Annotated in this window: 19 protein-coding genes; 8 read left to right on the top strand and 11 right to left on the bottom strand. The window is 42.5% G+C overall.

Annotation, left to right across the window (positions count from 1 at the left end; genetic code table 11):
- Positions 1-749 precede the first annotated feature (749 nt).
- The 3 genes from AC04NP_RS06330 to AC04NP_RS06320 all read left to right on the top strand — a co-directional run bounded on the left by AC04NP_RS06330 (position 750) and on the right by AC04NP_RS06320 (position 3,018).
- Positions 750-2,288: a YifB family Mg chelatase-like AAA ATPase gene (locus AC04NP_RS06330; protein WP_482858675.1), complete on the top strand. Its 1,539-nt coding sequence runs from the start codon at positions 750-752 to the stop codon at positions 2,286-2,288.
- A 143-nt stretch (positions 2,289-2,431) separates the two neighbouring features.
- On the top strand, positions 2,432-2,629 hold the full coding sequence (locus AC04NP_RS06325) for a type II toxin-antitoxin system RelE/ParE family toxin (RefSeq protein WP_482858674.1): 198 nt from the start codon (positions 2,432-2,434) through the stop codon (positions 2,627-2,629).
- 98 nt (positions 2,630-2,727) lie between these two features.
- Positions 2,728-3,018, top strand: coding sequence for a HigA family addiction module antitoxin (locus AC04NP_RS06320; RefSeq protein WP_482858673.1), 291 nt, complete (start codon positions 2,728-2,730; stop codon positions 3,016-3,018).
- 19 nt (positions 3,019-3,037) lie between these two features.
- Here the strand turns inward: AC04NP_RS06320 and AC04NP_RS06315 are convergent, their stop codons facing one another.
- The 4 genes from AC04NP_RS06315 to AC04NP_RS06300 are packed head-to-tail and all read right to left on the bottom strand — an operon-like array spanning position 3,038 to position 6,470.
- Positions 3,038-4,015, bottom strand: coding sequence for a sugar phosphate isomerase/epimerase family protein (locus tag AC04NP_RS06315; RefSeq protein ID WP_482858672.1), 978 nt, complete (start codon positions 4,013-4,015; stop codon positions 3,038-3,040).
- Between the two features lie 21 nt (positions 4,016-4,036).
- The gene (locus AC04NP_RS06310; RefSeq protein WP_482858671.1) at positions 4,037-4,615 is read right to left on the bottom strand and encodes a gluconate 2-dehydrogenase subunit 3 family protein; all 579 of its coding nucleotides are present in this window, start codon (positions 4,613-4,615) and stop codon (positions 4,037-4,039) included.
- Positions 4,616-4,632: 17 nt separating this feature from the next.
- Positions 4,633-6,348 (bottom strand): GMC oxidoreductase, encoded by a 1,716-nt coding sequence (locus AC04NP_RS06305; protein WP_482858670.1) that lies wholly within the window; start codon positions 6,346-6,348, stop codon positions 4,633-4,635.
- Positions 6,345-6,470 carry a hypothetical protein gene (locus AC04NP_RS06300; RefSeq protein ID WP_482858669.1) on the bottom strand — a complete coding sequence of 42 codons (126 nt, stop codon included), beginning with the start codon at positions 6,468-6,470 and terminating at the stop codon, positions 6,345-6,347. Before AC04NP_RS06300 ends, AC04NP_RS06305 begins: the two co-directional genes overlap by 4 nt.
- Positions 6,471-6,620: 150 nt before the next feature.
- Between AC04NP_RS06300 and AC04NP_RS06295 the strand changes: the two genes are divergently transcribed.
- Positions 6,621-7,007 carry a hypothetical protein gene (locus AC04NP_RS06295; RefSeq protein WP_482858668.1) on the top strand — a complete coding sequence of 129 codons (387 nt, stop codon included), beginning with the start codon at positions 6,621-6,623 and terminating at the stop codon, positions 7,005-7,007.
- A 67-nt stretch (positions 7,008-7,074) separates the two neighbouring features.
- On the opposite strand, the gene AC04NP_RS06290 is transcribed toward AC04NP_RS06295, so the two are convergent.
- Positions 7,075-7,944 carry an alpha/beta fold hydrolase gene (locus tag AC04NP_RS06290; RefSeq protein WP_482858667.1) on the bottom strand — a complete coding sequence of 290 codons (870 nt, stop codon included), beginning with the start codon at positions 7,942-7,944 and terminating at the stop codon, positions 7,075-7,077.
- Between the two features lie 436 nt (positions 7,945-8,380).
- On the opposite strand from AC04NP_RS06290, the gene AC04NP_RS06285 reads away from it, so the two are divergent.
- The 3 genes from AC04NP_RS06285 to AC04NP_RS06275 all read left to right on the top strand — a co-directional run bounded on the left by AC04NP_RS06285 (position 8,381) and on the right by AC04NP_RS06275 (position 12,404).
- Positions 8,381-10,426: a M3 family metallopeptidase gene (locus AC04NP_RS06285; RefSeq protein WP_482858921.1), complete on the top strand. Its 2,046-nt coding sequence runs from the start codon at positions 8,381-8,383 to the stop codon at positions 10,424-10,426.
- 32 nt (positions 10,427-10,458) lie between these two features.
- Complete coding sequence (locus AC04NP_RS06280; protein ID WP_482858666.1) at positions 10,459-10,899, top strand: GNAT family N-acetyltransferase; 441 nt, start codon at positions 10,459-10,461, stop codon at positions 10,897-10,899.
- Between the two features lie 158 nt (positions 10,900-11,057).
- Positions 11,058-12,404 carry a sodium-dependent transporter gene (locus AC04NP_RS06275; RefSeq protein ID WP_482858665.1) on the top strand — a complete coding sequence of 449 codons (1,347 nt, stop codon included), beginning with the start codon at positions 11,058-11,060 and terminating at the stop codon, positions 12,402-12,404.
- A gap of 181 nt (positions 12,405-12,585) precedes the next feature.
- Here AC04NP_RS06275 and AC04NP_RS06270 read toward each other — a convergent pair whose 3' ends face one another.
- The 5 genes from AC04NP_RS06270 to queG form a co-directional block, all read right to left on the bottom strand.
- Positions 12,586-13,176, bottom strand: coding sequence for a NifU family protein (locus AC04NP_RS06270; protein WP_482858664.1), 591 nt, complete (start codon positions 13,174-13,176; stop codon positions 12,586-12,588).
- A gap of 80 nt (positions 13,177-13,256) precedes the next feature.
- On the bottom strand, positions 13,257-14,729 hold the full coding sequence (locus AC04NP_RS06265; protein WP_482858663.1) for a dicarboxylate/amino acid:cation symporter: 1,473 nt from the start codon (positions 14,727-14,729) through the stop codon (positions 13,257-13,259).
- A complete protein-coding gene (gene aroC / locus AC04NP_RS06260; RefSeq protein ID WP_482858662.1) occupies positions 14,730-15,809 on the bottom strand; it encodes a chorismate synthase in 1,080 nt (359 codons plus the stop codon).
- Between the two features lie 4 nt (positions 15,810-15,813).
- Positions 15,814-17,265 carry a BatD family protein gene (locus tag AC04NP_RS06255; protein WP_482858661.1) on the bottom strand — a complete coding sequence of 484 codons (1,452 nt, stop codon included), beginning with the start codon at positions 17,263-17,265 and terminating at the stop codon, positions 15,814-15,816.
- 721 nt (positions 17,266-17,986) lie between these two features.
- Positions 17,987-18,943, bottom strand: a complete 957-nt coding sequence (queG, locus tag AC04NP_RS06250) for a tRNA epoxyqueuosine(34) reductase QueG (protein WP_482858660.1) — start codon at positions 18,941-18,943, stop codon at positions 17,987-17,989.
- A gap of 327 nt (positions 18,944-19,270) precedes the next feature.
- On the opposite strand from queG, the gene dnaA reads away from it, so the two are divergent.
- Positions 19,271-20,692 (top strand): chromosomal replication initiator protein DnaA, encoded by a 1,422-nt coding sequence (gene dnaA / locus AC04NP_RS06245; RefSeq protein WP_482858659.1) that lies wholly within the window; start codon positions 19,271-19,273, stop codon positions 20,690-20,692.
- A 3-nt stretch (positions 20,693-20,695) separates the two neighbouring features.
- Here dnaA and AC04NP_RS06240 read toward each other — a convergent pair whose 3' ends face one another.
- Positions 20,696-22,840 carry an FN3 associated domain-containing protein gene (locus AC04NP_RS06240; RefSeq protein WP_482858658.1) on the bottom strand — a complete coding sequence of 715 codons (2,145 nt, stop codon included), beginning with the start codon at positions 22,838-22,840 and terminating at the stop codon, positions 20,696-20,698.
- Between the last annotated feature and the right edge of the window lie 2 nt (positions 22,841-22,842).

Here is a 22,842-nt window from a genome sequence, read left to right as displayed (position 1 = left end):
TTAACTCAAAATGAATACAAGCAAACTTTATTTTTCATAAGAAATTATGAAAGTTTAGTTAACTGATAAGTGCCTTTCCAGGGCACTTTTCCGTTTTTAACCTGGCATAACCTTTTGGATACAACATTTGCAAGGGTTTACTAACACTTAAAGATTATCACAATACCCTCCACTACCGGCGATACACCTACACCTGTTTGCTGAATTTAACCCTGATCCACATACCCTGACACAGGCCTCCCTGGCTATTGTACAACACCAGAATGTGCCTGTATTTTCATTTTATAAACGAAAACCTCCGTGTCTCTTTGTGCCTCGGTGCCTCCGTGGTGAAAAATGGTGAACCACAAAGACACCGAGGCACAAAGAGACACAAAGAATTTTATCGAAAACGTTGTGTAACAGTCACTTTCACCGCTCCCATATTTATGTAAACCAGTGAGTTGGAATTACGGATAGCCAGGTATTTTTATTGTCGGACTTAAAAACCGGCAAAAACCAATGACTTCAGACTAAAATTATTCAGTCATTGGTTTTTATAAGAAAAATTTATTGATAATTTTATTTTGACAGATCAAAAATAAGATCAGTAAAAGGCTATAAGGCAATCTTTCTAACACCCCCGAAAGGATGATTTCCAAATCGCCTGAGCAGTCCGGCAACAGGATTTTTTTAACTAACAGAAGGCATCGAATAATGCCATTTTTTTAACTGTCAAAAAACAGATTTACTGTCAAAAAACAAAATTTATGCTTGCAAAAACCTATGGTGGTGCTGTTTACGGCGTAAACGCCCATAAGATTACTATTGAGGTCAGTGTATCAGCCGGAACCAAGTTTTTTATGGTTGGGTTACCTGATAATACAGTCAGGGAAAGCCGGAAAAGAGTGGAGTCTGCCATAAAATACAACGGTTACAAGATGCCGCGTATTAAAACCATTGTTAACCTGGCTCCGGCAGATATAAAAAAAGAAGGTTCCTCCTATGACCTTCCCATCGCATTAGGTATTTTAAGTGCCTCAGGACAGATCCAGGCTGAAGCGCTGGAAGCGTACTTTATTATGGGAGAACTTTCTCTCGATGGTATTCTAAGGCCGGTAAAAGGAGTACTACCTATTGCCATAGAGGCGCGGAAAAACGGCTTTAAAGGTTTTATCTTGCCCAGGGAAAATGCGGAAGAAGCAGCCATCGTGAATAACCTGGATGTTATTGGTATCGAAAGCCTGGAAGAAGCCATTACCTTTCTGGATGGCAGCATGGAGTTAAAACCCCTCGAGCGGGACACCAGGGATATCTTTTATGAAAATGTCAACCACTATGAAACGGACTTTGCCAATGTGCAGGGCCAGGAAAACATCAAACGCGCGCTGGAAATTGCTGCCGCAGGTGGGCATAACGTAATCATGATCGGACCGCCTGGTGCCGGTAAAACCATGCTGGCAAAACGATTACCCTCCATTTTGCCCCCGTTCTCATTGCAAGAAGCACTGGAAACCACAAAAATACATTCTGTTGCAGGAAAACTGGGTCCTAATACTTCTCTCATAGCCACCAGGCCATTTCGTGCCCCTCACCACACAAGTTCGGATGTCGCCTTGGTCGGTGGCGGTGGCAATCCACAACCGGGTGAAATATCCCTCGCTCATAACGGCGTGCTGTTTTTAGATGAGCTGCCCGAATTTCCAAGATCGGTGCTGGAAGTAATGCGCCAGCCGTTGGAAGAAAGAAAGGTATCGATCTCCAGGGCCAGGATATCGGTGGATTTTCCTGCTAACTTTATGTTGGTAGCCAGTATGAATCCCTGCCCATGCGGCTATCACAACCACCCGGATAAAGAATGTGTCTGTGCACCCGGGATAGTGCGGCGCTATCTAAATAAAGTCAGCGGCCCGCTACTCGACCGTATCGACCTGCATGTAGAAGTAACCCCGGTATCATTTGATCAAATGACTTCGGACCGGCCGGCTGAATCCAGCGATAAGATCAGGGAAAGGGTTATAGCGGCCCGCGAAATCCAAACTAAAAGGTTCGCAGGCAACAAATCCATCTTTAGCAATGCCATGATGAATTCCCATAAAGTAAAAGAAATATGTCAAATCAACCAGGCCGGAAAGATCCTCCTCAAAACCGCCATGGAAAAGCTGGGGCTGTCGGCCAGGGCCTATGACCGGATACTTAAGGTATCAAGAACTATTGCCGATTTGGCCCAAAGTGAGGATATCAAAATTGAGCACCTGGCTGAAGCGATTCAGTACAGAAGTTTGGACAGGGAAGGGTGGGCGAATTGAACAACTGTGTGGGCAACAGCAATAATAAGCCAAATTAACTGCTGTGGTTTACAGGGTGGAAATATGGTAAGTAATTTTAAACTTTTTTTTTACAATTGCGTTAAATATGAGTGTGGCGCAATAGTATTGCAAAACACAAGCAAATGATACATTCGTTTTCCTGCAAGGAAACAGAGAGAATCCGGGATGGCGAGGCATCACTGAAATTTCCTTTTGCTATTCAACAAACAGCCAAAAGAAAATTGGTAATTGTTGACGCTGCTATTTCAATTAATGATTTAAGGGTGCCTCCGTGTAACAGGTTGGAAAAGCTTAAAGGTAATTTACATGAATATTTATAGTCTGAGAATAAATAACCAATGGCGCATCGTTTTTAAATGGAGGAAGGGTCATGTTTATGAGGTGGCTATAAGGGATTATCACTGAAAAAATAAAGAAAATGAAAAAGTTAAAAAATGTTCATCCGGGAGAGATTTTACAAAAAGACTTTTTGGAGCCAATGAATCTGACTGCCTATGCACTTGCCAAAGCGATTGGTGTCGATCAGACCAGAATCAGTCAATTGATCAAAGGAAAAAGAAGAGTGTCTGCAGATACAGCACTCAGGTTGTCCAGGTATTTCCAAATGTCTGCGGAGTTCTGGCTCAATGCACAATGCAGGTATGATCTCGAAGAAGAAAAAGCGAATAAAGACTCTTATGAGCGTATAATTCCATATAAGGTAGCCTAGCTACCTTTATTCATCTTTCTTAAGAAAACCGTTTTAGGTTTTTAAATGAATTTTTTAGCGTCTTCAGGGGCTCCGGAGCCAGATCTCTTTCAAGAAACAGGTGCCTGGCGCCGGATTTTATAGCGGTTTGCATGATCTCTTTTACATTTAAAACACCATCGCCCGGATCGCTCATCTTTGAAAAACCTGCCATCCACTGATCGGGCGATCCGCCATCACCTGAAAACCTGAAGCTTTCTGAAGCATCTTTCAGGTGTAACATCATGAATCTGTTAGGGTATTTTTTGAGAAATTCTACAGGATCAGCTCCGGCAGCCCTCATCCAGAAGATATCGAGCTCAAATTGTACAAAATTTGGATCCGTATGCTGCAACAAAAAGTCCATAGGGATCTGGCCATCCATTTCAATGTGCTCATAGCCATGATTATGATAAACAAATTTCATATTGTAACTGGACATCTGCTCGCCAAAGCGATTGAATTCTTCCGCCAGCTTTTTGTAATCATCGAGATTACTTCTGCCTTCAATCAGCGCAGGAATTACCAGGTATTTGGGGTTAAGTACCGAGGCGCCATCCAGCATTTTAGCCATGCCCTTTCTCATGCTTGTGATATCGGCATGTAAAGAAGGTGCGGTAAGGTTGAAATCTTTTAGCATCTGTGCGGTTTCCTGTACTGTAAAACCATAAAAAGCATCGTTCTTCAGCCCCAGCATTGATTTCATTGGTGCCCATTGCTCCTTTGTTTCATCAGCGCTGAAAGGATACGGTCCAAAAAATTCAACCTCTTTATAGCCAATCTCACGAATGGTTTTAAGGGTTTCTCTGAAATCTTTATCAACCATACCCGGAATGGTGAATAATTGGACTCCAAAATCGGTTTTTGCTGCACTGGCAGATAATCCGGCCGCGACGCCTTCAAAAGGCCTAAAACCACTGGCAAGCACCAAGCTTCCTGTACTCAAAATGGCATGTTTTATGGCGCTTCTTCTTTTCATGATATAAAGGGTTAATAATTGCTAAAGCGAAAACATATCATTTGAAAACCAGGTACCATTAACCGATGACAATGGTACACAGCCTTCATAGGTACCTGGCACTGGCTCATATTTTAAATATTGCGTTACACCAACCTCGGAATAAAAAAATACCTCATAAGTTAATAGTTTTACGGTTCCGAAAAAACTGGGTTCAGGACTTTCTACAAATCTCTTTTCCTCGCTTTTTAAAAAATCAAGCTGTTGCTGGGGCGGGCAACTGAGAAAATCCTGATGATATTGATTCATACAGTTTGATTTAAATTGCTCAAAGCCCGATAAAAAGCCTTGTTGTTCCCCGGCAGTTGTAAAATCCTTGAGGATAGAATCTATGTATCGGGGGATCAAAAGATCCACTGCCCCTGAAACCTGTTCAGTTGGAATCAGTATTTCCGAGATGATGGTCAATACGTTGGCAAGTTCTTCACTTAAAAACTCAGGTTTCCAGGCGTTTTCAGCCGGTTGGTTGGTGCAACTTTGTAAAATAGCTGCGATGGTGGAAAATGACAATCCGGTGCCAATGAACAGGCCGGTTTTTTTTATAGCTATTCTTCTATCCATTTTTTTTAAGGTTTTGCTTAAATATTGCCTTTTTTCAATTCATTAACTGCATAATCTGCCGCTCTGGCAGTCAAAGCCATGTAGGTTAGCGAGGGGTTTTGGCATGCAGAAGAGGTCATCGCCGCACCATCGGTCATAAAAACATTTCTGGCATCCCAAACCTGATTCCATTTGTTCAGCACCGAGGTTTTAGGATCCCGTCCCATCCTGGCTGTACCCATTTCATGAATACCAAGGCCTGGATAGCTCTCACCATCGATTGGCATAATTTTTTTAAAACCGGAGGCTTCCAGCATTTCCACTGCAGATGCAAGCATGTCTTTTCTCATTTCCAGCTCATTTTCCTTCCACGCTGCATCGAAAGTGACGGTGGGCAACCCATGTATGTCAAGCACCTCTTTGTTTAATTCCATTTTGTTTTCATGATAGGGCAAGCATTCTCCGAATCCGATGATTCCAATTTTCCAGGGACCTGGCTCTATGACGAGATCTTTTATTGGTTTCCCAACAGTTAGTTCCTTGATATACCTCCTCCAATCCCCTCTACTGCCACCGCCCTGATAGCCGAAACCTCTTAAATAGCCCTGCTTTGTCTTCGGTTTACCAGGAAGGTTTCTAAACCGGGGAATATAAATGCCATTTGGCCGCTGCCCATTATAATATTGATCTCCATAACCGTCGTACTCCCCGAAAGCCCCTACTAAAAAATGATGATCCATGAGGTTACGCCCCAATTCTCCTGAGGAACTACCAAGCCCTCCCTCCCAAACATTTGTAGCAGACTGCATCATGATTTGCGTACTCCCAACTGTTGACGCATTGACAAATATGACTTTAGCATAAAACTCCATGGTCTCTCTGGTCTCGGAATCCATGATTCTTACGCCGGTTGCCTTTTTGGTATCTTTGTCATATAAAACCTCCGTAACGACCGAATGAGGGCGTAAAGTTAAATTACCTGTAGCCTGGGCTGCCGGCAAGGTTGACGAATTGCTGCTAAAATAAGCTCCTAAAGGACACCCCCTCATGCAAAGATTACGATGCTGGCACCTCGATCTTTGCCCCCTGGTTACTCGATCTGTAATATTAGCTGTCCTGCCAATGGTAAGTATTCTGTCATCGAATTTTTCAGCCACCTTTTTTCCAACATGCTTTTCAATGCAGTTCATTTCCATGGGTGCCATAAACTTTCCATCGGGAAGCTGGCTCAGGTTTTCGTTTTGACCACTTACACCGATAAAATCCTCAACATAGTCATACCATTTCGCCAGATCTCTGTACCGGACAGGCCAGTCAACAGCTATCCCGTCTTTCGCATTGGCCTCAAAATCCATTTCACTCCAGCGATAGCTCTGCCGCCCCCACATGATAGACCTGCCTCCTACATGGTACCCCCTCATCCAGTCAAAACGCTTCCTTTCAGTGTATGGATGCTCGGTATCTTTTACCCACCAGTGTTTTGTCGATGCCTTGACTGTATAGCCGGTACGAAGCTGTTTTGCATAATCTGCCGCTTCTTTAATGGTTAATTTATCACCGACAGGAAGCTCCCAGGGTTGTTTGTTGGCGGTAGGATAGTCTTTGATGTGTTTGACATCCCGTCCTCTCTCTAGCAGCAATGTTTTCAGGCCCTTTTCTGTTAATTCCTTGGCCGCCCAACCACCACTGATGCCTGACCCAATAACAATGGCATCATAGGTATTTTCTTTAACGGATCGTAAATTTAGATTCATAGTTGGCTGTTTTTATTATCGACATATAAATAACCTAGTAGCATATCGGGCATCATTGTTTTTCTTTCTTCCGGCATCTCTGAAATATCATCATCTGTTATTTCTGTGATCTGGCTTAGCATATGCCTGCTTATGAAAGGATAAATGGTTAAACCTATCAGATTTACCACAAAGTTGCTGAATGATATCGGACGAATGAGTCCGTTTTCAGTAGAATAAATATAAGATTTAAACCTGACTCAATCAAATAATCGAATCATTTGTTTTAGCCGATGATTAAAGCCAAAATAGGGGACAGGGATACGATCTTTGAATTCTATGTAATTCCTCCACACCGGTCCAAATCAGAGTCCTTATTTTCAGCACTGATTTCCTCGTCAAAAGCGCTTCATACAGAATGCAAAACCAATGATCTGCTAATGACCTCGATGGTTTATGAATGCTCAAAAAATATTAACTCCGAAGTGGTTTTATTTGAAGATCATATGACAACGAATTTTAATCTGCCTGAAGTCATATTTCGAAGAAGAAAGGAAAATGATGATGTGTTCGGAAAAAAAGATGAAGATGCCGGGGAATATGTTCTTGAAAAAAATGAAAAAATAGTGGCTACGGGTGGGTTTTTATTGCATTACAAGTTGCTTCAAGAAGTACGCTGATTAAAGGCGGGCTTAAAATTGCCGGGTATATGATTTCAGGAAATTTAAAGTGAACTGAAGACGGTGATCAGCCGAGCCTTTCGTTCAAAAGGCTTACATAGTTTTTGGTGTCTTCCAACTCCGGGAAGTGTCCACAGTGATCGAATGAAATAATCTCACACCCTGGTAAATGTGTTCTGATGGATTGACTGTCTGTTTTCGTATGGGTAAAATCTTTGCTACCCCAAACCATTGTGGCCGGAACCCCGGTTACATTCAATTCAGAGTCACTGTCTTTACGCAATCCCTGAACTAATCCTGACAAACAAAAGCAGCCCCCATTATTCAAAGCATGTAAGGCCCTTTCTTTATAATCAGAAACATCCGCTCCTTTTGGCAGCGCATATTTATACCAACTCCTGGCAAATTTCTTTTCTAAAAACGAGTTGGCTAATTGTCCAATAACCGGAAGTGTCAAAACTGACGGTATTGTATTTGCCGCCCAATTTCGCATAGCATGCATAGACGGGGTTTGCGCTAAGAATAAGTGGTTAAACCGCTCAGGTGCTTTTTCCATAGCTTTAATAGCGTAAAAGCCATTGGAACAGGAAAATGAAAGGGCCGCTTTGTCCACTTTTAGTATATCCATCAAGTTTAAGAGTAAGTCAGCAGACTTGTGCAGTGAGTAATCATACTGTGAGGAAGGGTAGGAAAAGCCAAAGCCTGGAAACTCAAAACAGATTACCCTGAACCTGGTAGCAAGTCCTTTGATCAATTCCTCATGATGTTCAATCACATTGGGTCCGTCAGGAACGTTTATAATAACTGGCTTATAGCCTTGCGTATCAAGTACCCGTAGGTTTCCATAATCTGTTTCTACCAGTTTCACCTGAGCCACCTGATTGGCCGGAACTCTTTTGAAACCCATTCTGAAAGTATCTATAAAATTTCCGGCCATTTCTTTCTGCTATTTGCTACGTTATTAAAAATACGATGATGGTAATACTTTCTAAGATAAGTAATTATCCTTTGCGATGGATTAATTCAGGGCATTAAACTTCAAACACCTAAGTTGATTGAGAATGTTTTATAATGATATTACCTGGTAGTCTACTGACTGGCCGCCCGTTTGTCCGGCCCTCTGATCTTGGCTTAATTATCATCCAACCGGCAATTAATCATGCTAAGGTGGCGCTTCATCTGGTTTTCAATCATAAATTTTGACTCAAAAATAAATCATCCGGCATAAATGTTGGCGTGGGTGGCAAATGTTTATTTTTCCAAAAGGATTAAACGCTAAAACACTGATCAAGTATTGATCCAAAATCACCTTAATCTCCGACTGATTATTTATTTTTGTAACCCATGAACAAATGAAGGAACACAACAAAGTTATGAATCCACTACTGGCACCATTTAATACCCCTTTTAATACAGTCCCTTTTTCAAAGATAAAAGAGGCGCACTATTTACCCGCCATCAAAGAGGCGATTAAAATAGCGAAGGAGGAGATAGAAGAGATTAAATCCAACAGCGAAGCGCCGTCATTTGAAAATACCATCGAGGCACTGGAATCTGCCGGTGGTTTATTGAATAAGGTTACTGATATTTTCTTCAACATCAACTCGGCAGAAACCAACGATGAAATACAAAAGCTGGCACAAGAGATCTCACCATTATTATCGGCTTACAGCAATGATATTCAGTTAGATGAGCAGTTGTTTGCCCGGGTAAAAGCCGTTTATGATCAGAAAGACCGGCTAACCCTTACCGTCGAGCGTGCTACCTTATTGGATAAAGCCTATAAAGGTTTTGTAAGAAACGGCGCCCTGCTGGAAGACGGTGATAAGGAACGGTTACGCGAAATTGACAAGGAACTGGCCGGGCTCTCCTTGAAATTCGGGGAGCATGTTTTGGCAGAAACCAATGCCTATACATTGGTACTGGACAATGAAGAAGATCTGAAAGGACTGCCTGAAAGTGCAGTGGAAGCCGCAGCACAGACCGCGCAGGAGAAAGGACATGATGGGAAATGGGTGATTACGCTGGATCATCCGAGCTATGGCCCCTTTCTGACCTACGCTGATAACCGTAAGCTAAGGGAAAAAATGTTTTTAGCCTTCAGCCGCAGAGCTTTCGGCAAAGATAAAAATGACAATCGCGACATTGTTTTAAAAATGGTTGCCTTAAGAAAGGAAAGAGCCAATTTACTGGGTTATAAAACCCATGCAGATTTTGTATTGGAACGGCGTATGGCTGAAAGCCCGGACAAAGTATTCGATTTTTTGAATAACCTGCTCAATCAGGCACAGCCAGTAGCCAGGGAAGAGTTACAAGAGCTGACGGACTATGCCAGGCAAAACGGAAGGCCCGATCCTTTACAGCGTTGGGACTTCGCCTATTATGCAGAAAAATTGAAAAAGAAAAAATTTTCGATAGAAGATGAATTACTTAAACCTTATTTTAAACTTGAAAATGTAGTCGACGGGGTATTTCAGGTTTCCAATAAATTATACGGGCTCAATTTCAGAGAAAGGAATGATATCGACAAATATCATCCGGATGTAGTTACATACGAAGTGACGGATGAAAACGGGGAACATGTGGCAATTTTTTACGCAGATTTTTTCCCCAGAGCAGGCAAAAGGAACGGCGCCTGGATGACGGCTTTTCAGGGACAATTCAAGAAACCGGAAAAAGCGCAAAGGCCCCACGCGTCAATTGTTTGCAATTTTACCAAACCGACACCCAGCAAACCCTCACTGCTAACCTTCAATGAGGTCACTACTTTATTTCATGAATTTGGCCATGCCTTACACGGAATGCTCGCCAATGGGCATTATGAAAGCTTATCTGGCACCCATGTATACTGGGATTTTGTGGAACTGCCATCACAGATACTGGAAAACTGGTGTTATGAAAAGGAATGCCTTGATTTATTTGCCCGACACTATGAAACCGGGGAAAAGATCCCGGAAGAATATGTGCAGAGAATCAAAGACAGCGCCAACTTCAACGAAGGTTTGGCAACAATCAGACAATTAGGCTTTGCATTGCTGGACATGGCCTGGCATACTACCGAACCGGAAACAATCAAAGATGTCGCTGATTTTGAAAGGGAAACCCTGGATGCCACCAATTTGTTTCCTAAGGTAGACGGAATCAACATGAGTTGTGCTTTTGGTCATATTTTTCAGGGGGGCTATTCATCAGGTTATTACAGCTACAAATGGGCCGAAGTACTGGACGCTGACGCTTTTGAGTTTTTTAAAGAAAAAGGCATCTTTAATCGCGAGGTGGCTGATCTGTTTAAAAAACATATCCTTTCTGCCGGTGGCAGTGAGCACCCGATGATTTTGTACAAACGTTTCAGGGGTAAAGAACCCTCACCACAGGCGCTCTTAAGGCGGGCTGGTATTTTAAAGGATAAGGTCGCTTAGAAGAATTAAAATCTTTATCAGGAAATCCGGATATGGCTGACATCATCATAAAACCAGGGTCTATAGAGGAAGCGGTACGAGTCTCTATGCAGATTCCCGAGTTCCATGAGCCCTATCGGCACAATGAGTATCAAAAGCGGTTACATAATATTCCCCATTTAATCGCCATGGCTTATGTTGAAAATAAACCCATAGGCTTTAAGGTGGGGTACCAAAAAGAACACGACGGTTCATTTTATAGCTGGATGGGCGGAATATTACCAGATTTCAGAAGGATGGGTGTTGCACGGCAACTGGCTGATTACCAGGAAGCCTGGGCCAGAGAAAAAGGGTATACCAAAGTCAAAATGAAGACCAGAAACTGTTTAAGGCCCATGCTTTACTTTGCGCTGGGCAATGGTTTTAATATCACAAAAGTGGATGAGGCGGAATCTGTAGCTGAAAACCGGATACACCTGGAAAAACGGCTCTGAGGCTCAATTGAAATCATTTCAGGTATACAATAGGTAGGCAGGTTTAAAATCGCGACAGAAAATTGATATGATTTGTGGTGAATTTTTATAATTTGCGATTTTTATTTTGCATGACGCAATGAATTCGAACCTATTTTTCATCAATATTCTTTTCAAACATGGCCAAATCAAGAGGTGAATTCAGCTCGACTTTCGGGTTTGTTATGGCGGCGGCAGGTTCCGCCATAGGTTTAGGAAACATCTGGGGGTTTCCTACCCAAACCGCACAAAACGGTGGAGCTGCTTTCGTTTTAGTATATTTAGTACTTGCCTTTTTTATTGGCTACCCCCTGTTGATGGCAGAATTTGTCATAGGCCGGCATGCCAGGTCAAATCCTGTAGGGGCTTACCGCTCTATGGCAGGAGGCAAAACTTTCGTTCCGGCAGGTTATTTTGGAATTATTGTTGCAGGACTCATCCTTAGTTTCTATTCAATTTTAGCAGGGTGGATGGTGGCATACGCTGTAGAACCTTTTTTTAAATTAATAGGAGCGGATCATCTCGCAGCCTGGGTGGTAGACCAAAGCAATATTACCAGAAACATTTTGTTTACATCCTTATTTTACTTATTGACAATTGGTATTATCATCGGTGGCGTGAAAAGCGGGATTGAAAAGTGGTCTTCCCGCCTGATGCCGACACTCATATTTATGATGATTTTACTGACCATCTATGTACTCACATTGGATGGGGCCAGCGATGGTCTGGAAGTTTATTTGCTACCTGACTTTAACAAAATAACCGATCCGCAATTAATCCTAAGTGCTTTGGGGCAATCTTTCTTTTCCTTATCCCTGGGAGTAGGCACGATGTTGGTCTACGGTTCTTATATTGCCAATAAAGAAAACCTGGTATACCTGGGGGTGTTTGTGACCCTTGCAGATATTGCCATTGCTTTTTTAGCAGGCTTGTTGATCATTCCAGCTATGTACGTAGCTGCCAATGCAGGAACAGAAATTTTTGACCCGGCTGGCAATCTGATTTCAGGACCTACCCTTGTCTTCCAGGTATTGCCCGAGTTGTTTAACTCTATGGGCCCGGTAGGAATTCCTGTCGCCCTGGTGTTTTTTGTGTTGATGAGTATCGCCGCCTTAACCTCTTCCATCTCCATGCTGGAGGTGCCGGTGTCCTATGCGGTGGATACCAGAAACTTACAAAGGCAACGCTCGACCTGGGTAATCGGAGGTGTTTTCTGGATTATTAGTATTATTTTGGTAGCAAATTTCGAAACCTTGTTTGGGATGGTGGTAAGCTTTACCACTCAATACAGTCAACCCCTCCTGGGTTTGATAATATGCATTTTCATTGGCTGGGTAATGAATAGAAATAGTATCCTTGAAGAACTGAAAAAAGGTAGCCCCACTGTCGCAGACTCAATTTTTATGAAGGTATGGCCGGTTTTTGTGAAGGTAATTTCTCCATTGCTGATTATACTGGTATTCCTGCAGTCTCTGAATGTTTTTTAAAACCGGCTTTGAGTCTCTTTGTGTCTTGGTGCCTTCGTGGTGAAAAATGGCTAACCACAAAGGCACCAAGACACAAAGGGTTTTGTCGAGAACATAACGCAACAGCCACGGGACGCTGGTGTACTTCACGATGTTGAAGGGCACAAACCGTGCGTGACGTGGGTGTCGAGCTATTTTCCTATCAAACGCCCTCGGCCTCTACTTCCTGCACTTCAGGAACCATTCTTTTCAAAAGATTTTCAATTCCGGCCTTTAGGGTAACCATGGAAGAAGGACAGCCACTGCAGGAACCTTGCAGCAAGACTTTGACAGTTCCATCCACATAAGAATGAAAACTGATGGCCCCTCCATCCTGCTCTACTGCCGGCCTGATATAATCATCCAGTATGGATTTAATTTTCTTTTCAATATCCGTTTCCTCCTCGACATTCTCAGCGACTGCTTCTTTATAATTATCTGAAAGCACTGGCTTCCCTGCCTGAAGATAATTCTTAATCAGGTTTTTTATGTCATTCTGAATTTCTATCCATTCGACATCACCTGATTTGGTAACCGTCACAAAATTGCTCATGTAAAAGACCCGCTCTACATGATCGAGCTTAAATATCTCCGCAGCCAGTGGGGCCTCAACCGCACTTTCTGCCGTTGGAAAATCATAGCTTTTCCCTTCCGGAACTATCATAAAATTCACCACAAATTTCAAAGAATTGGGATTTGGATTAGCTTCCAGGTATAAATTGACTATGTTATTTTCTGAATTCGTATTTTCCATGTCATACTATTTTAATGGAAACAAAGTTACAACAAAATAGTTCAAACAAGGATAACTTTACAACCTAATCGACAAAATTATCAATCCTGTTTTATGGCTGCCGCTTCCAATTCCTCTTCCGGAGCAGGGCCGGCGGTTTTTGTATCATCCATAGTAAGTTCACCCTCCGAACTGGCTACCAAGGTAGCTACTGTAGCATCACCGGTTACGTTGACTACGGTCCGGCACATATCAAGAATTCTATCCACCGGAAAAACTATGGCAATCCATGCCGGATTCAAACCTACGGACTCCAGCACCAAAATCATCATGATTAAGCCGGCACTTGGAACCGCTGCCGACCCGATCGAAGCGAGGGTGGCGGTAAGGACGATCACAAGCTGCTGCGAAATGCTTAAATCCACCATGTGAAGCTGGGCAAGAAAAACTACAGCCACCGCCTGGTATAAACTGGTACCATCCATATTCACAGTCGCACCGATGGGTAAGACAAAACTGGCAGTTTCTTCAGGCACCTTTAAATTTTTCTCCACACACTCCATAGTAACCGGAAGTGTAGCCACACTGGAACTGGTAGAAAAAGCCAGCAACTGGGCGGGACTAAGACTTTTGAAAAACTTCTTATAGGTCATTCCTTTTACAGAGGACCGCATAACAGTCGGATAAAAAGCGAATACCATAAAAGCTAACCCGGTTACCAAAACAATTGCATAGGAACTGAGCGCTTTAAAGATCGCAAACACCCTAAAAGTATCATCCCCGGCCATGCGGGATACCGTTCCGGCGAGCAAGGCAAATACAAAAAACGGCGCAGCTTCCATGACAATATGTACCATTTTCAGAAATACCTCATTAATGCTCGCAACCAGTTTCCTAACGGGCTCGGTAGTTTCTTTAGGCAGGATTATAATGGTGATTCCGAAAAATATTGCAAAAAAGATCACCTGAAGCATGAGGCTGTTGTTGTTAAGCGAGAAAAATATGTTACTGGGAATCATATCCACTATAAACTGCAAGGGGCCCTGTTCTTTTGTAGCCCAGGCGGAAGACATTTTGTTGGTTAAATTCTGATCTACCATAGCCTCTTTGCTTCTTTCGGAAACTTTAGCCACCCGGTCTCTCATTGACTCATCACAGGTCAGACAGGTTCCATCCAGTATGGCTACATGCTCATTATTACCCGCCCAAAGCTCATATTCAATCCGATTGTCAATTCTTTGCTCTTCATCGATATAGGTACCCGGTTGGCCTGCATTAACCATAAACAATCCAACACCTACCGCTGTGATTGTTGTAGTTAAATAGATGATCAGCGTTTTCGCACCCATCCTGCCAATTTTTGTCACATCTGACAACCCTGAAATCCCGTCGATGATAGAGAAAAGTACCAACGGGACCGCTATTAATTTTAAAAGATTAATAAAAATTGTTCCGAAAGGATCGATCCAGTCCAGTGTAAACTTACTCCATCCCAAAGAACTGGATAACAAGGCCCAGATTACACCTAATATCAACCCAATGATGATTTTCCAATGCAGTGCAAGCTTTTTCATTTATGCTAGTTTTGTAGTTAGGTTCATAAGAAAATGATCTGTGATGACCAAAGCTGCCATGGCCTCAACGATGGGCACGGCTCTTGGTACTACACAAGGATCATGCCTGCCTTTACCTGAGACTACGGTTTTTTCTCCTTTGATATCGATACTCTCCTGGTCATTCATAATGGTGGCCACCGGTTTAAAAGCAACATTAAAATAGATATCTTCGCCGTTGCTTATACCTCCCTGGATACCTCCCGAGTAGTTGGTTTTAGTTTTGATCTTTCCATCTTTGTTAATGATAACATCATTATGCTGTGAACCTTTCATGCTTACCCCTGCAAATCCACTCCCATATTCAAAGCCCTTAACAGCATTAATACCCATCATGGCCTTTGCCAAATCCGCGTGCAGTTTGTCAAATACCGGCTCTCCGAGTCCCGCAGGTGCGCCCTGTATTACGCAGGTAACCACACCACCTATGGTATCCCTTTCTTTACGTGTATTATCGATAAGGGTTATCATCCTTTGTGCCATGTCCTCGTCCGGGCAGCGCACAATGTTATTTTCGGTGTTGGTCAAATCCAGTTCCTGATAGGACTTATCCAACTTTAAGTCCCCTACCTGAGACACATAAGCGTTGATATGAATAGCTTTAACATCCAGGTATATTTTGGCAATGGCTCCGGCGGCTACGCGGGCGGCCGTTTCCCTGGCAGAACTTCTACCACCGCCCCTGTAATCCCTGATGCCATACTTTTCATGGTAGGTATAATCAGCATGTGATGGCCTGAACTTCTCCGCTATGTGTGAATAGTCCTTGCTTTTGGCATCTTCGTTCCAGATCAGTATGTGTATCGGAGTGCCCGTAGCCTTTCCTTCAAATATACCCGATAAAATCTGCATTTCATCTTTTTCCTTCCGTTGAGTGGTAATTTTGGATTGTCCTGGCTTACGCCTTGCCAACTCCTTTTGAATAAATGCTTCATCAAGCTGTAAGCCTGCCGGGCAACCGTCTATGATTACTCCGATGGCTTTACCATGAGATTCACCAAAAGTGGTGATCTTAAACTTTGTACCAAAGGTGTTCCCCATGAAACTACTTTCTAAAAATAAATATCAGAGAAAGCACTAACATAATTAAAATAAAAATGTTAGCAAAAATTTTGGTGTAAACATCCCCAATCCGGCTGGTTAATTTGTTGTTTTCAAAATCGATAATGTCATAAAAGCTACCTAAATCGTTTGAAGAAATGGAAAGGTTTCTTTTACTTTCTCCTGTGACATTCAATGCAATTTTAGAGGATAATGTATCGTAGCGTTCTGTCCTGGTATTAAAAAATATCCAGTTAAAATAATCTGTAAGGTTGTAACTTCCTGGCTCATTGGGGATCCCATAATAATTAAATTGTTTTACTCCATCCACTTTTCCATTCCCTCTTTTAATATTTTGCCGGATATTAGGTGGGTAAAAATCAAATATTTCATCATCGGGAATCTGTGGATTATTAATTGCCGATATGTTTCCCTCACCAAATATCTGAAAGCGATAGTTGAAACTTTCGCCGGTTTTCGGGGTGGTTGAACTAACCTTTTCTTCCAGGTAATAATCCCCCACTGCCACCTCATCTTTCAGTGGGTGCGGGGGCAGGTCTTTTACTTCAATGATTTTGGGGAGAGAGTAGAATGTTTGAAAATCTTCTTTTTTATTTCTTCCGAAAAATGAACGGCGTTTTGACACCTTATATTTAATGAGTTCCAAAGGCACTGAATTAAGTTCGATAGGTTCCAGATTCCATGGATAATAGGCTGACTGGAACAGTTTATAACGCATATAACGCTTCTTATTCAACACGACCAATTCTCCTTTGATATTTTCTATGCTAAAGCTTTCCTCCCAACAGTTGGTCGGGCTGATCAGCTTGGTAGCCTCTGAAACCTGCCTGCTCAAATCATAAAACTCCAGTTCTGCCCGGTTAGCTTCTGAAACATAAAAGGCCAATGTTGCTGTAAACCCTTCTCCAAGATACACTTCGTCTTTATCCGTAGTTAAAGCCAGAAAAGCATCGGCTTTTACATCCATAAACTCTTCTTCGCCACTGCTACGGCCAAAATACTCATCAAAAATACTATTGGAAAAAGGATCCGTTCTGGCAGTTCTTTTGGAGGCGGGGCCTACTTCGATGGTTTTACCCGGAGAGCGGATCTTTTTTCCGTTGACAGTCATGGAGAATGGCTTCAGCCTGAAAGTTCCCTCACGCAGGGCAGCATATTGCTGAATAGTGCTTTGCGATGAAGATATTTGGCCATTTATAACGGTGGTGTTGGATGAAGAGGTGGTCCCCATTTTTCTGAAACCCTCTATTTCCGGAAAATCATCATAATTCTTCAGCCTTTCATTGTGTACCGTAATGGTAATGGTAAAACCTTGATTAAGCGCAATTTCATCGGGTCCGAGTTCAATAGCGACCTCCTGGGCATTGGCAACAAAGCCGGAAACCACCATCACCAGCATGGATAAAACTACTGCTTTGAATAGAGTATTGCGCATACAATTTATAGTTTTAACATAATTCGCAAGAATACGACTCCCGCAGAACCGGTCTTAACCTGGGAACAAAGGTAATGAACATTCTGTTTAAAAACTTTCCGCTTACAGGTCTTGTCGGGCTGTTTAACAAAATTTAACATTCTATGCTACAATAATCTATAACAATCAATCGTACTGTAGTTGGCAGTCACAAGCAGGGCGGGCAAAGGGTAGTTGGAAGGTAGTTGGAATTGACTGGTTATTAAGCGCTTAATGTTTTGACGAAACATGTATAGTGATTAATTCAAATTGTCACGAGCACAGTCATTTTTGATCAAGAAACATGGAAAAACACTTTTTTTGTTTAAAGTTTTGTTGTATATTACATGACAATCCTTCAACAATTTTAATACTAATACCAGAATTTTAAATCAAACCAACCGTTAATGTTAGAGTATTTTAAATTAATTCTTTCAAAAGTTAGTTTTGATAGGAAGCTCTTCGAAAAAGAGCTGTTGAAAGCAATAAAGTCTTTAATTCCCGAAGAATTGAAGGAATTGAGGAAATGGTGTTATGCGAAGTATGGGGACATTTACCAGCCTATTCTCAACAAATGTTTCCTTACGACTTAATTGAATTTTAATCACTTAGCCCCATTCACATGGGGCTTAATTATTTGCGGAGGTTTGTTTTGATGAGCGGTTCTTAGACGGAAGGTATTCAGTCATTAGGTTTTATGCTATCATTTCTGGCTGGCTTTTTTTTTACTGATAAAACTAATGTTTCTTTTCAATCCCTCATATCTGGCACGTTTCACTGCTGAACCCTTAAACAATTGATTGAAAACATCACGGGTTATTTCGAGCCAGTCATCTTGTCTCATGGCTTTAAGTTCCTTACCGGGAACAAACTGCTCTTCACGATGAGGCGTGGAAAAACGGTTCCAGGGGCATACATCCTGACAGATATCACAGCCAAATATCCAGTCATCATATGTATTTTTAAACTCCGCCGGAATTTCGTCTTTTAATTCTATAGTAAAATAAGAGATACACCGGCTTCCGTCAACTACATAGGGGGCTGGGATGGCATCAGTCGGACACGCATCGATACAACGGGTACAGGTGCCACAATAGTCTTTCGCCGGGCCATCACTGGCCAGTTCCAAATCGAGGATGATCTCTGCCAGAAAAAAGAAACTTCCCATATGCCGGTTAAGCAGCAAACTGTTTTTGCCTATCCACCCAAGGCCACTTCTTTTAGCCCATACACGCTCAAGAACAGGAGCAGAATCGACAAAGACTCTGCCATTAACTTCACCGATGTCGGCTTGTATGCGTTGAAAAAAAACCTTTAACTTATTTTTAATCACATAGTGATAGTCTTTACCAAAAGCATATTTAGCGATTTTGTATCCTGAAGACCCATTAAAGTCCTCTTGCGGATAATAATTGTAAATAAGTGAGATGACGGATTTAGCACCGTCTACTAATTTGCCAGGATCCAGTCTTTTATCAAAATGATTGGCCATATACGCCATTTTGCCATGCATATGTTGATTTAGCCATGACTCTAATCTCGGAGCCTCCTCTTCCAGAAACTCCGCCCTGGAAATTCCGCAAAAGTCAAAACCCAGCTCTCCGGCGATCGCCTTTATCTGATTGGCCCGTTTTTCCCGTTTCGATTTATCTGAATTCATTTGCTATTTTATAACAAATATTACTATATTATGTATACAAAAATAACTTAAATTTCCGGTGAATGTTGGGCGTAGTAAATTTTGCATTCAGCAATGCTGAACACAAAGTTTGCTGTCATTTCTATGCATATTTGCGCTTATTACTTTAGGAGAAATAGATTGTATTTTTTAAAGAATTTTAAAAAAAAATATTGCAAAAATCCGATCCTGACGGTATACTAAAAAGTCAAGTCTTGCATCATTTTTTTCTTTATTTTTTTTTTCACAAATTTGTTTCCCTTGTTCTCTCAAGGGGCTCAAACTTTCACCTTAAACTTTAATTAGTCTATGCAATTGAACTGTAGTACGGTATGGGATGAGTGCCTCCATGTAATTAAGGAGCAAATTGGGGATCAAAGCTTTAAGACCTGGTTTGCGCCGATTAAACCGCTAAAGCTCGATAACAATGTGCTCACCATACAAGTACCCAGCCAATTCTTTTATGAATGGCTGGAAGAGCACTACGTTCATATTATTAAGCAGGCACTGGACCAAAAGCTAGGTTCCAATGGAAGACTGGAGTATTCTGTCATTGTAGATCAGGGCGATGAAAAAAACAGCCCTTATACTATCAATCTCCCCACTAACAGGACCAATAATAAAAGCAACGAAAACTACGCACACAATACTTATTATAAAAGCCCTTTCGACCTGAGGTCAGTCGACAGGTTACGGCATGACTCACAACTCAATCCTCAATACACATTTGAAAGTTATATCGAGGGGGATTGTAACAGGCTGGCGAGGTCGGCGGGCTATGCGGTCGCTAAAAAGCCAGGCATAACTTCTTTTAATCCCCTGATGCTTTATGGCGGTGTAGGGCTGGGCAAAACACACCTGGTGCAGGCAATCGGCAATGAGGTTAAAAAAAATATCCCCGATAAGTTTGTCTTATATGTCACCTCTGAAAACTTCACCAATCAATTCATAGAGGCACTGAAAAATAATAATGTGCAGGACTTCTCCAATTTTTATCTGCAGGTCGATACCCTCATTATCGATGATGTCCAGTTTCTTTCGGGCAAGGAAAAAACCCAGGAAATATTTTTCCACATCTTCAATCATCTGCATCAATCGGGTAAGCAAATCATTATGACCAGTGATTGCCCCCCAAGGGATTTGAAAGGATTGGAAGAAAGGCTGTTATCCAGGTTTAAATGGGGACTTACAGCAGATCTGCAGCAGCCCGATTTTGAGACCAGGGTAGCTATCATTCAAAGAAAGTTACAGGCTGATGGTATTTATATTCCGGATAATGTGCTGGAATACATTGCCTACAGCGTAGATACCAATATACGGGAATTGGAAGGGGTGGTCATTTCATTAATCGCCCATGCATCGTTGAACAGGCGGGAAATTGATCTGGAGCTGGCCAAACAGACGCTCAAGAATATAGTTCATAATATTGAAACAGAGGTTGGCATAGACTACATTCAAAAAGCCGTTTCGGAATACTTTGAGGTGCCTCTGGATGACCTTAAGGACAAAACCCGAAAAAAAGAAATAGTCATCGCCAGACAGGTGGCTATGTTCCTTTCAAAAGAATATACAAATCACTCACTGAAAGCTATCGGCTATCATTTCGGTGGCAGGGACCACAGTACCGTCATTCATGCGGTGCAATCCGTCAATGATATGATGGATACCGATGCTAATTTCAGGCATTCCATCGATGGTATGCGTAAAAAGTTAAAGATGAGAACGATCTGACTCTCAATAAAAAAACAATTCATCTACAAATACCCATCCCGGGCTACCTTTTCCGGCATGCCACGGGGGGAGTTTTTTAACCGGCAAGGCCTTTATTTTGTAGTATCTGAAACTGGAAGTAGCAAAAGGTACACGCATGCCACTTACAGCATCGGGTCGATACGCGTCAGGTGGTGGTGGGGTCAGTCTTTTTAGCAATCTTACATCGTTCAGGTCATTCCCACCCCATATCTCAACCTGAACAGGAGGCATAATGTATTGGCTCATGTTAATGCCAAAACTCAAAACCATCTGCTGTAAAGCAGGAGGTTTTTCGCCAAAATCCACCCAGGCAGCAAAGGGCTTGTCCTTGTAACCCAGCCAGGGTTTACCTCTAAAATTGGTAGCCTCACCCTTCTCGAAATCCATCAGTGACATAGCCCCTTTACCCTGATATTTTCGACTCGGAGGGTTGATCAATCCTGCCTCCACCGGTGACGCCCCTTTAACAAAAAACTCAAACACCTGCACCTCACTGGTTAACCACCCATCTTTGTAAGCTATTGTCTTAATATCTGTAAATGACTGAATATCAATAGGTTTTTGATATATGAGGGAAGAAATGCTGTCAGGGTCGGAACCGTCTATTGTATAACGGATGGAAACCCCGGGCAACTTATGTTCCAATACTATTCTTTCACCTCTTTCCAAAACCTTGTTCTTATTTTTCAAAAGTGGAGGTGTCAACCGGATCAGATCTTCTTCATTGGCCTGATACCCCAGATGGAACCGGATAGCGGGCCACTGCTTTTTCAGTTCCGTAAGATTGTCATGAGTTATGGAGGTGTTCCAAAGGTAAACATCCTTAAGGGCTGGCAATTGCCCCAGCCCGTCGGAAAGTTGCATATCCACCGCTGTTCCTGACAATGAAAGTGAATTTAACCTGGTACACTTGTCTAAATAGGCCAAAGCTGCACTGGTGATGTCGGTATGGTTCAGGTTTAATTTTTCAAGGTTATCCAATGCGGCTATGGTTGTCAGATCATCATCTTTCACCGGCATATATGCCAGGTTCAGGGAAACCACCTGATCCTTTATTTTCTTTAATTCTGAAATGTATTCGGATTTGAAGGCTTGTTTAACAAAGATATTTACGTCCAGCGCCGGTGAGCCGGGGGTTTGCTGAACGATCGTTCTATAGGGGTTGTTAAGTGAAGCTACCAGGTCTTTACTGGCGAAATCAAAATCATACCGGGGGCGGTTTCCGCCTCCCTGCCGGGCTTTCATACGCTGTTTGGCCAGCATTAACAAGGTATCGGATGGATCCAATTGCGCCATAGAAACATTGGCGTCAGCCCCAGCGCTAATCCAACTTTTCAGCAATGCCAGTTCTGAGCCGGTAAGCTGTGGTTTCCCTTCTGGCGGCATGTGATGCTCATGCTCGAGGGGAAGCAGGGCTCTTTTGATGATCTCGCTCCCGGCGGGGTTTCCCTGAATCCATACCGGACCATGCTCCCCGCCCCTGGTCATTAACGCATAGCTAGTCATATCCAGATCTCCTTTCCGCTTTTGGTGGTTATGGCATCCCTTACACTTAGCCTCCAGAATCGGATCTACAAAAGCCTCAAATACAGGGGTGTTTTCCGTGATCTCTTTTTTCTGGTTTTTGGTGATGGGTTCCAGCAGAAAGTCCATTCCGTGTGTGAGGCCTGCTCCGAAATGACCTGCAAAGAACAGGATTACGAGGCTGCTGTAAAGCGTAATTTTATACCACCACTTTTTCTGATCGGTAAGCAGCAGCAAATAAACCAGATAGCTGACCGATACACCGATCCATTTGTGCAGTGCCATCAGGTCAGAAGTATACCCCTCTTCTTTTGAAAGGAAAAAACCCATAATAGCCGATAGTGAAGTAGTAACTGCTGTAGCGTAAAGCAAGACTTTGTGGACCTTTTCAAAAGAAGCGGGTTCCAGGTGCGACTGGAAAAGATCCAGCAGTACCAACATAACGATGAGTGCAATAGGAAAATGCAATACCATCGGATGCATGCGCCCTACCGGTTGAAGCCAGTAAGGGATGGTTACATGTGATTCGAAAATCAACAGAAAGGCCAGCAGAAAAAGCAGAAAAAAAACAAAATTGGAAACGATCTTTTCCAGTCTGGCCATAC

It is taken from the genome of Agaribacillus sp. DX54 (assembly GCF_056858335.1).
This window is presented reverse-complemented; position numbering and strand designations above follow the sequence as displayed.

Coding starts and splice junctions, on each gene's coding strand:
- AC04NP_RS06305 (WP_482858670.1), bottom strand. CDS start 6,348: ATGAATCTAAATTTACGATCCGTTAAAGAAAATACCTATGATGCCATT.
- queG (WP_482858660.1), bottom strand. CDS start 18,943: ATGAATTCAGATAAATCGAAACGGGAAAAACGGGCCAATCAGATAAAG.
- aroC (WP_482858662.1), bottom strand. CDS start 15,809: ATGGGGAACACCTTTGGTACAAAGTTTAAGATCACCACTTTTGGTGAA.
- AC04NP_RS06275 (WP_482858665.1), top strand. CDS start 11,058: ATGGCCAAATCAAGAGGTGAATTCAGCTCGACTTTCGGGTTTGTTATG.
- AC04NP_RS06280 (WP_482858666.1), top strand. CDS start 10,459: ATGGCTGACATCATCATAAAACCAGGGTCTATAGAGGAAGCGGTACGA.
- AC04NP_RS06300 (WP_482858669.1), bottom strand. CDS start 6,470: ATGCTAAGCCAGATCACAGAAATAACAGATGATGATATTTCAGAGATG.
- AC04NP_RS06285 (WP_482858921.1), top strand. CDS start 8,381: ATGAATCCACTACTGGCACCATTTAATACCCCTTTTAATACAGTCCCT.
- AC04NP_RS06310 (WP_482858671.1), bottom strand. CDS start 4,615: ATGGATAGAAGAATAGCTATAAAAAAAACCGGCCTGTTCATTGGCACC.
- AC04NP_RS06320 (WP_482858673.1), top strand. CDS start 2,728: ATGAAAAAGTTAAAAAATGTTCATCCGGGAGAGATTTTACAAAAAGAC.
- AC04NP_RS06295 (WP_482858668.1), top strand. CDS start 6,621: ATGATTAAAGCCAAAATAGGGGACAGGGATACGATCTTTGAATTCTAT.
- AC04NP_RS06270 (WP_482858664.1), bottom strand. CDS start 13,176: ATGGAAAATACGAATTCAGAAAATAACATAGTCAATTTATACCTGGAA.
- AC04NP_RS06255 (WP_482858661.1), bottom strand. CDS start 17,265: ATGCGCAATACTCTATTCAAAGCAGTAGTTTTATCCATGCTGGTGATG.
- AC04NP_RS06325 (WP_482858674.1), top strand. CDS start 2,432: ATGATACATTCGTTTTCCTGCAAGGAAACAGAGAGAATCCGGGATGGC.
- AC04NP_RS06265 (WP_482858663.1), bottom strand. CDS start 14,729: ATGAAAAAGCTTGCACTGCATTGGAAAATCATCATTGGGTTGATATTA.
- AC04NP_RS06240 (WP_482858658.1), bottom strand. CDS start 22,840: ATGGCCAGACTGGAAAAGATCGTTTCCAATTTTGTTTTTTTTCTGCTT.
- dnaA (WP_482858659.1), top strand. CDS start 19,271: ATGCAATTGAACTGTAGTACGGTATGGGATGAGTGCCTCCATGTAATT.
- AC04NP_RS06290 (WP_482858667.1), bottom strand. CDS start 7,944: ATGGCCGGAAATTTTATAGATACTTTCAGAATGGGTTTCAAAAGAGTT.
- AC04NP_RS06315 (WP_482858672.1), bottom strand. CDS start 4,015: ATGAAAAGAAGAAGCGCCATAAAACATGCCATTTTGAGTACAGGAAGC.
- AC04NP_RS06330 (WP_482858675.1), top strand. CDS start 750: ATGCTTGCAAAAACCTATGGTGGTGCTGTTTACGGCGTAAACGCCCAT.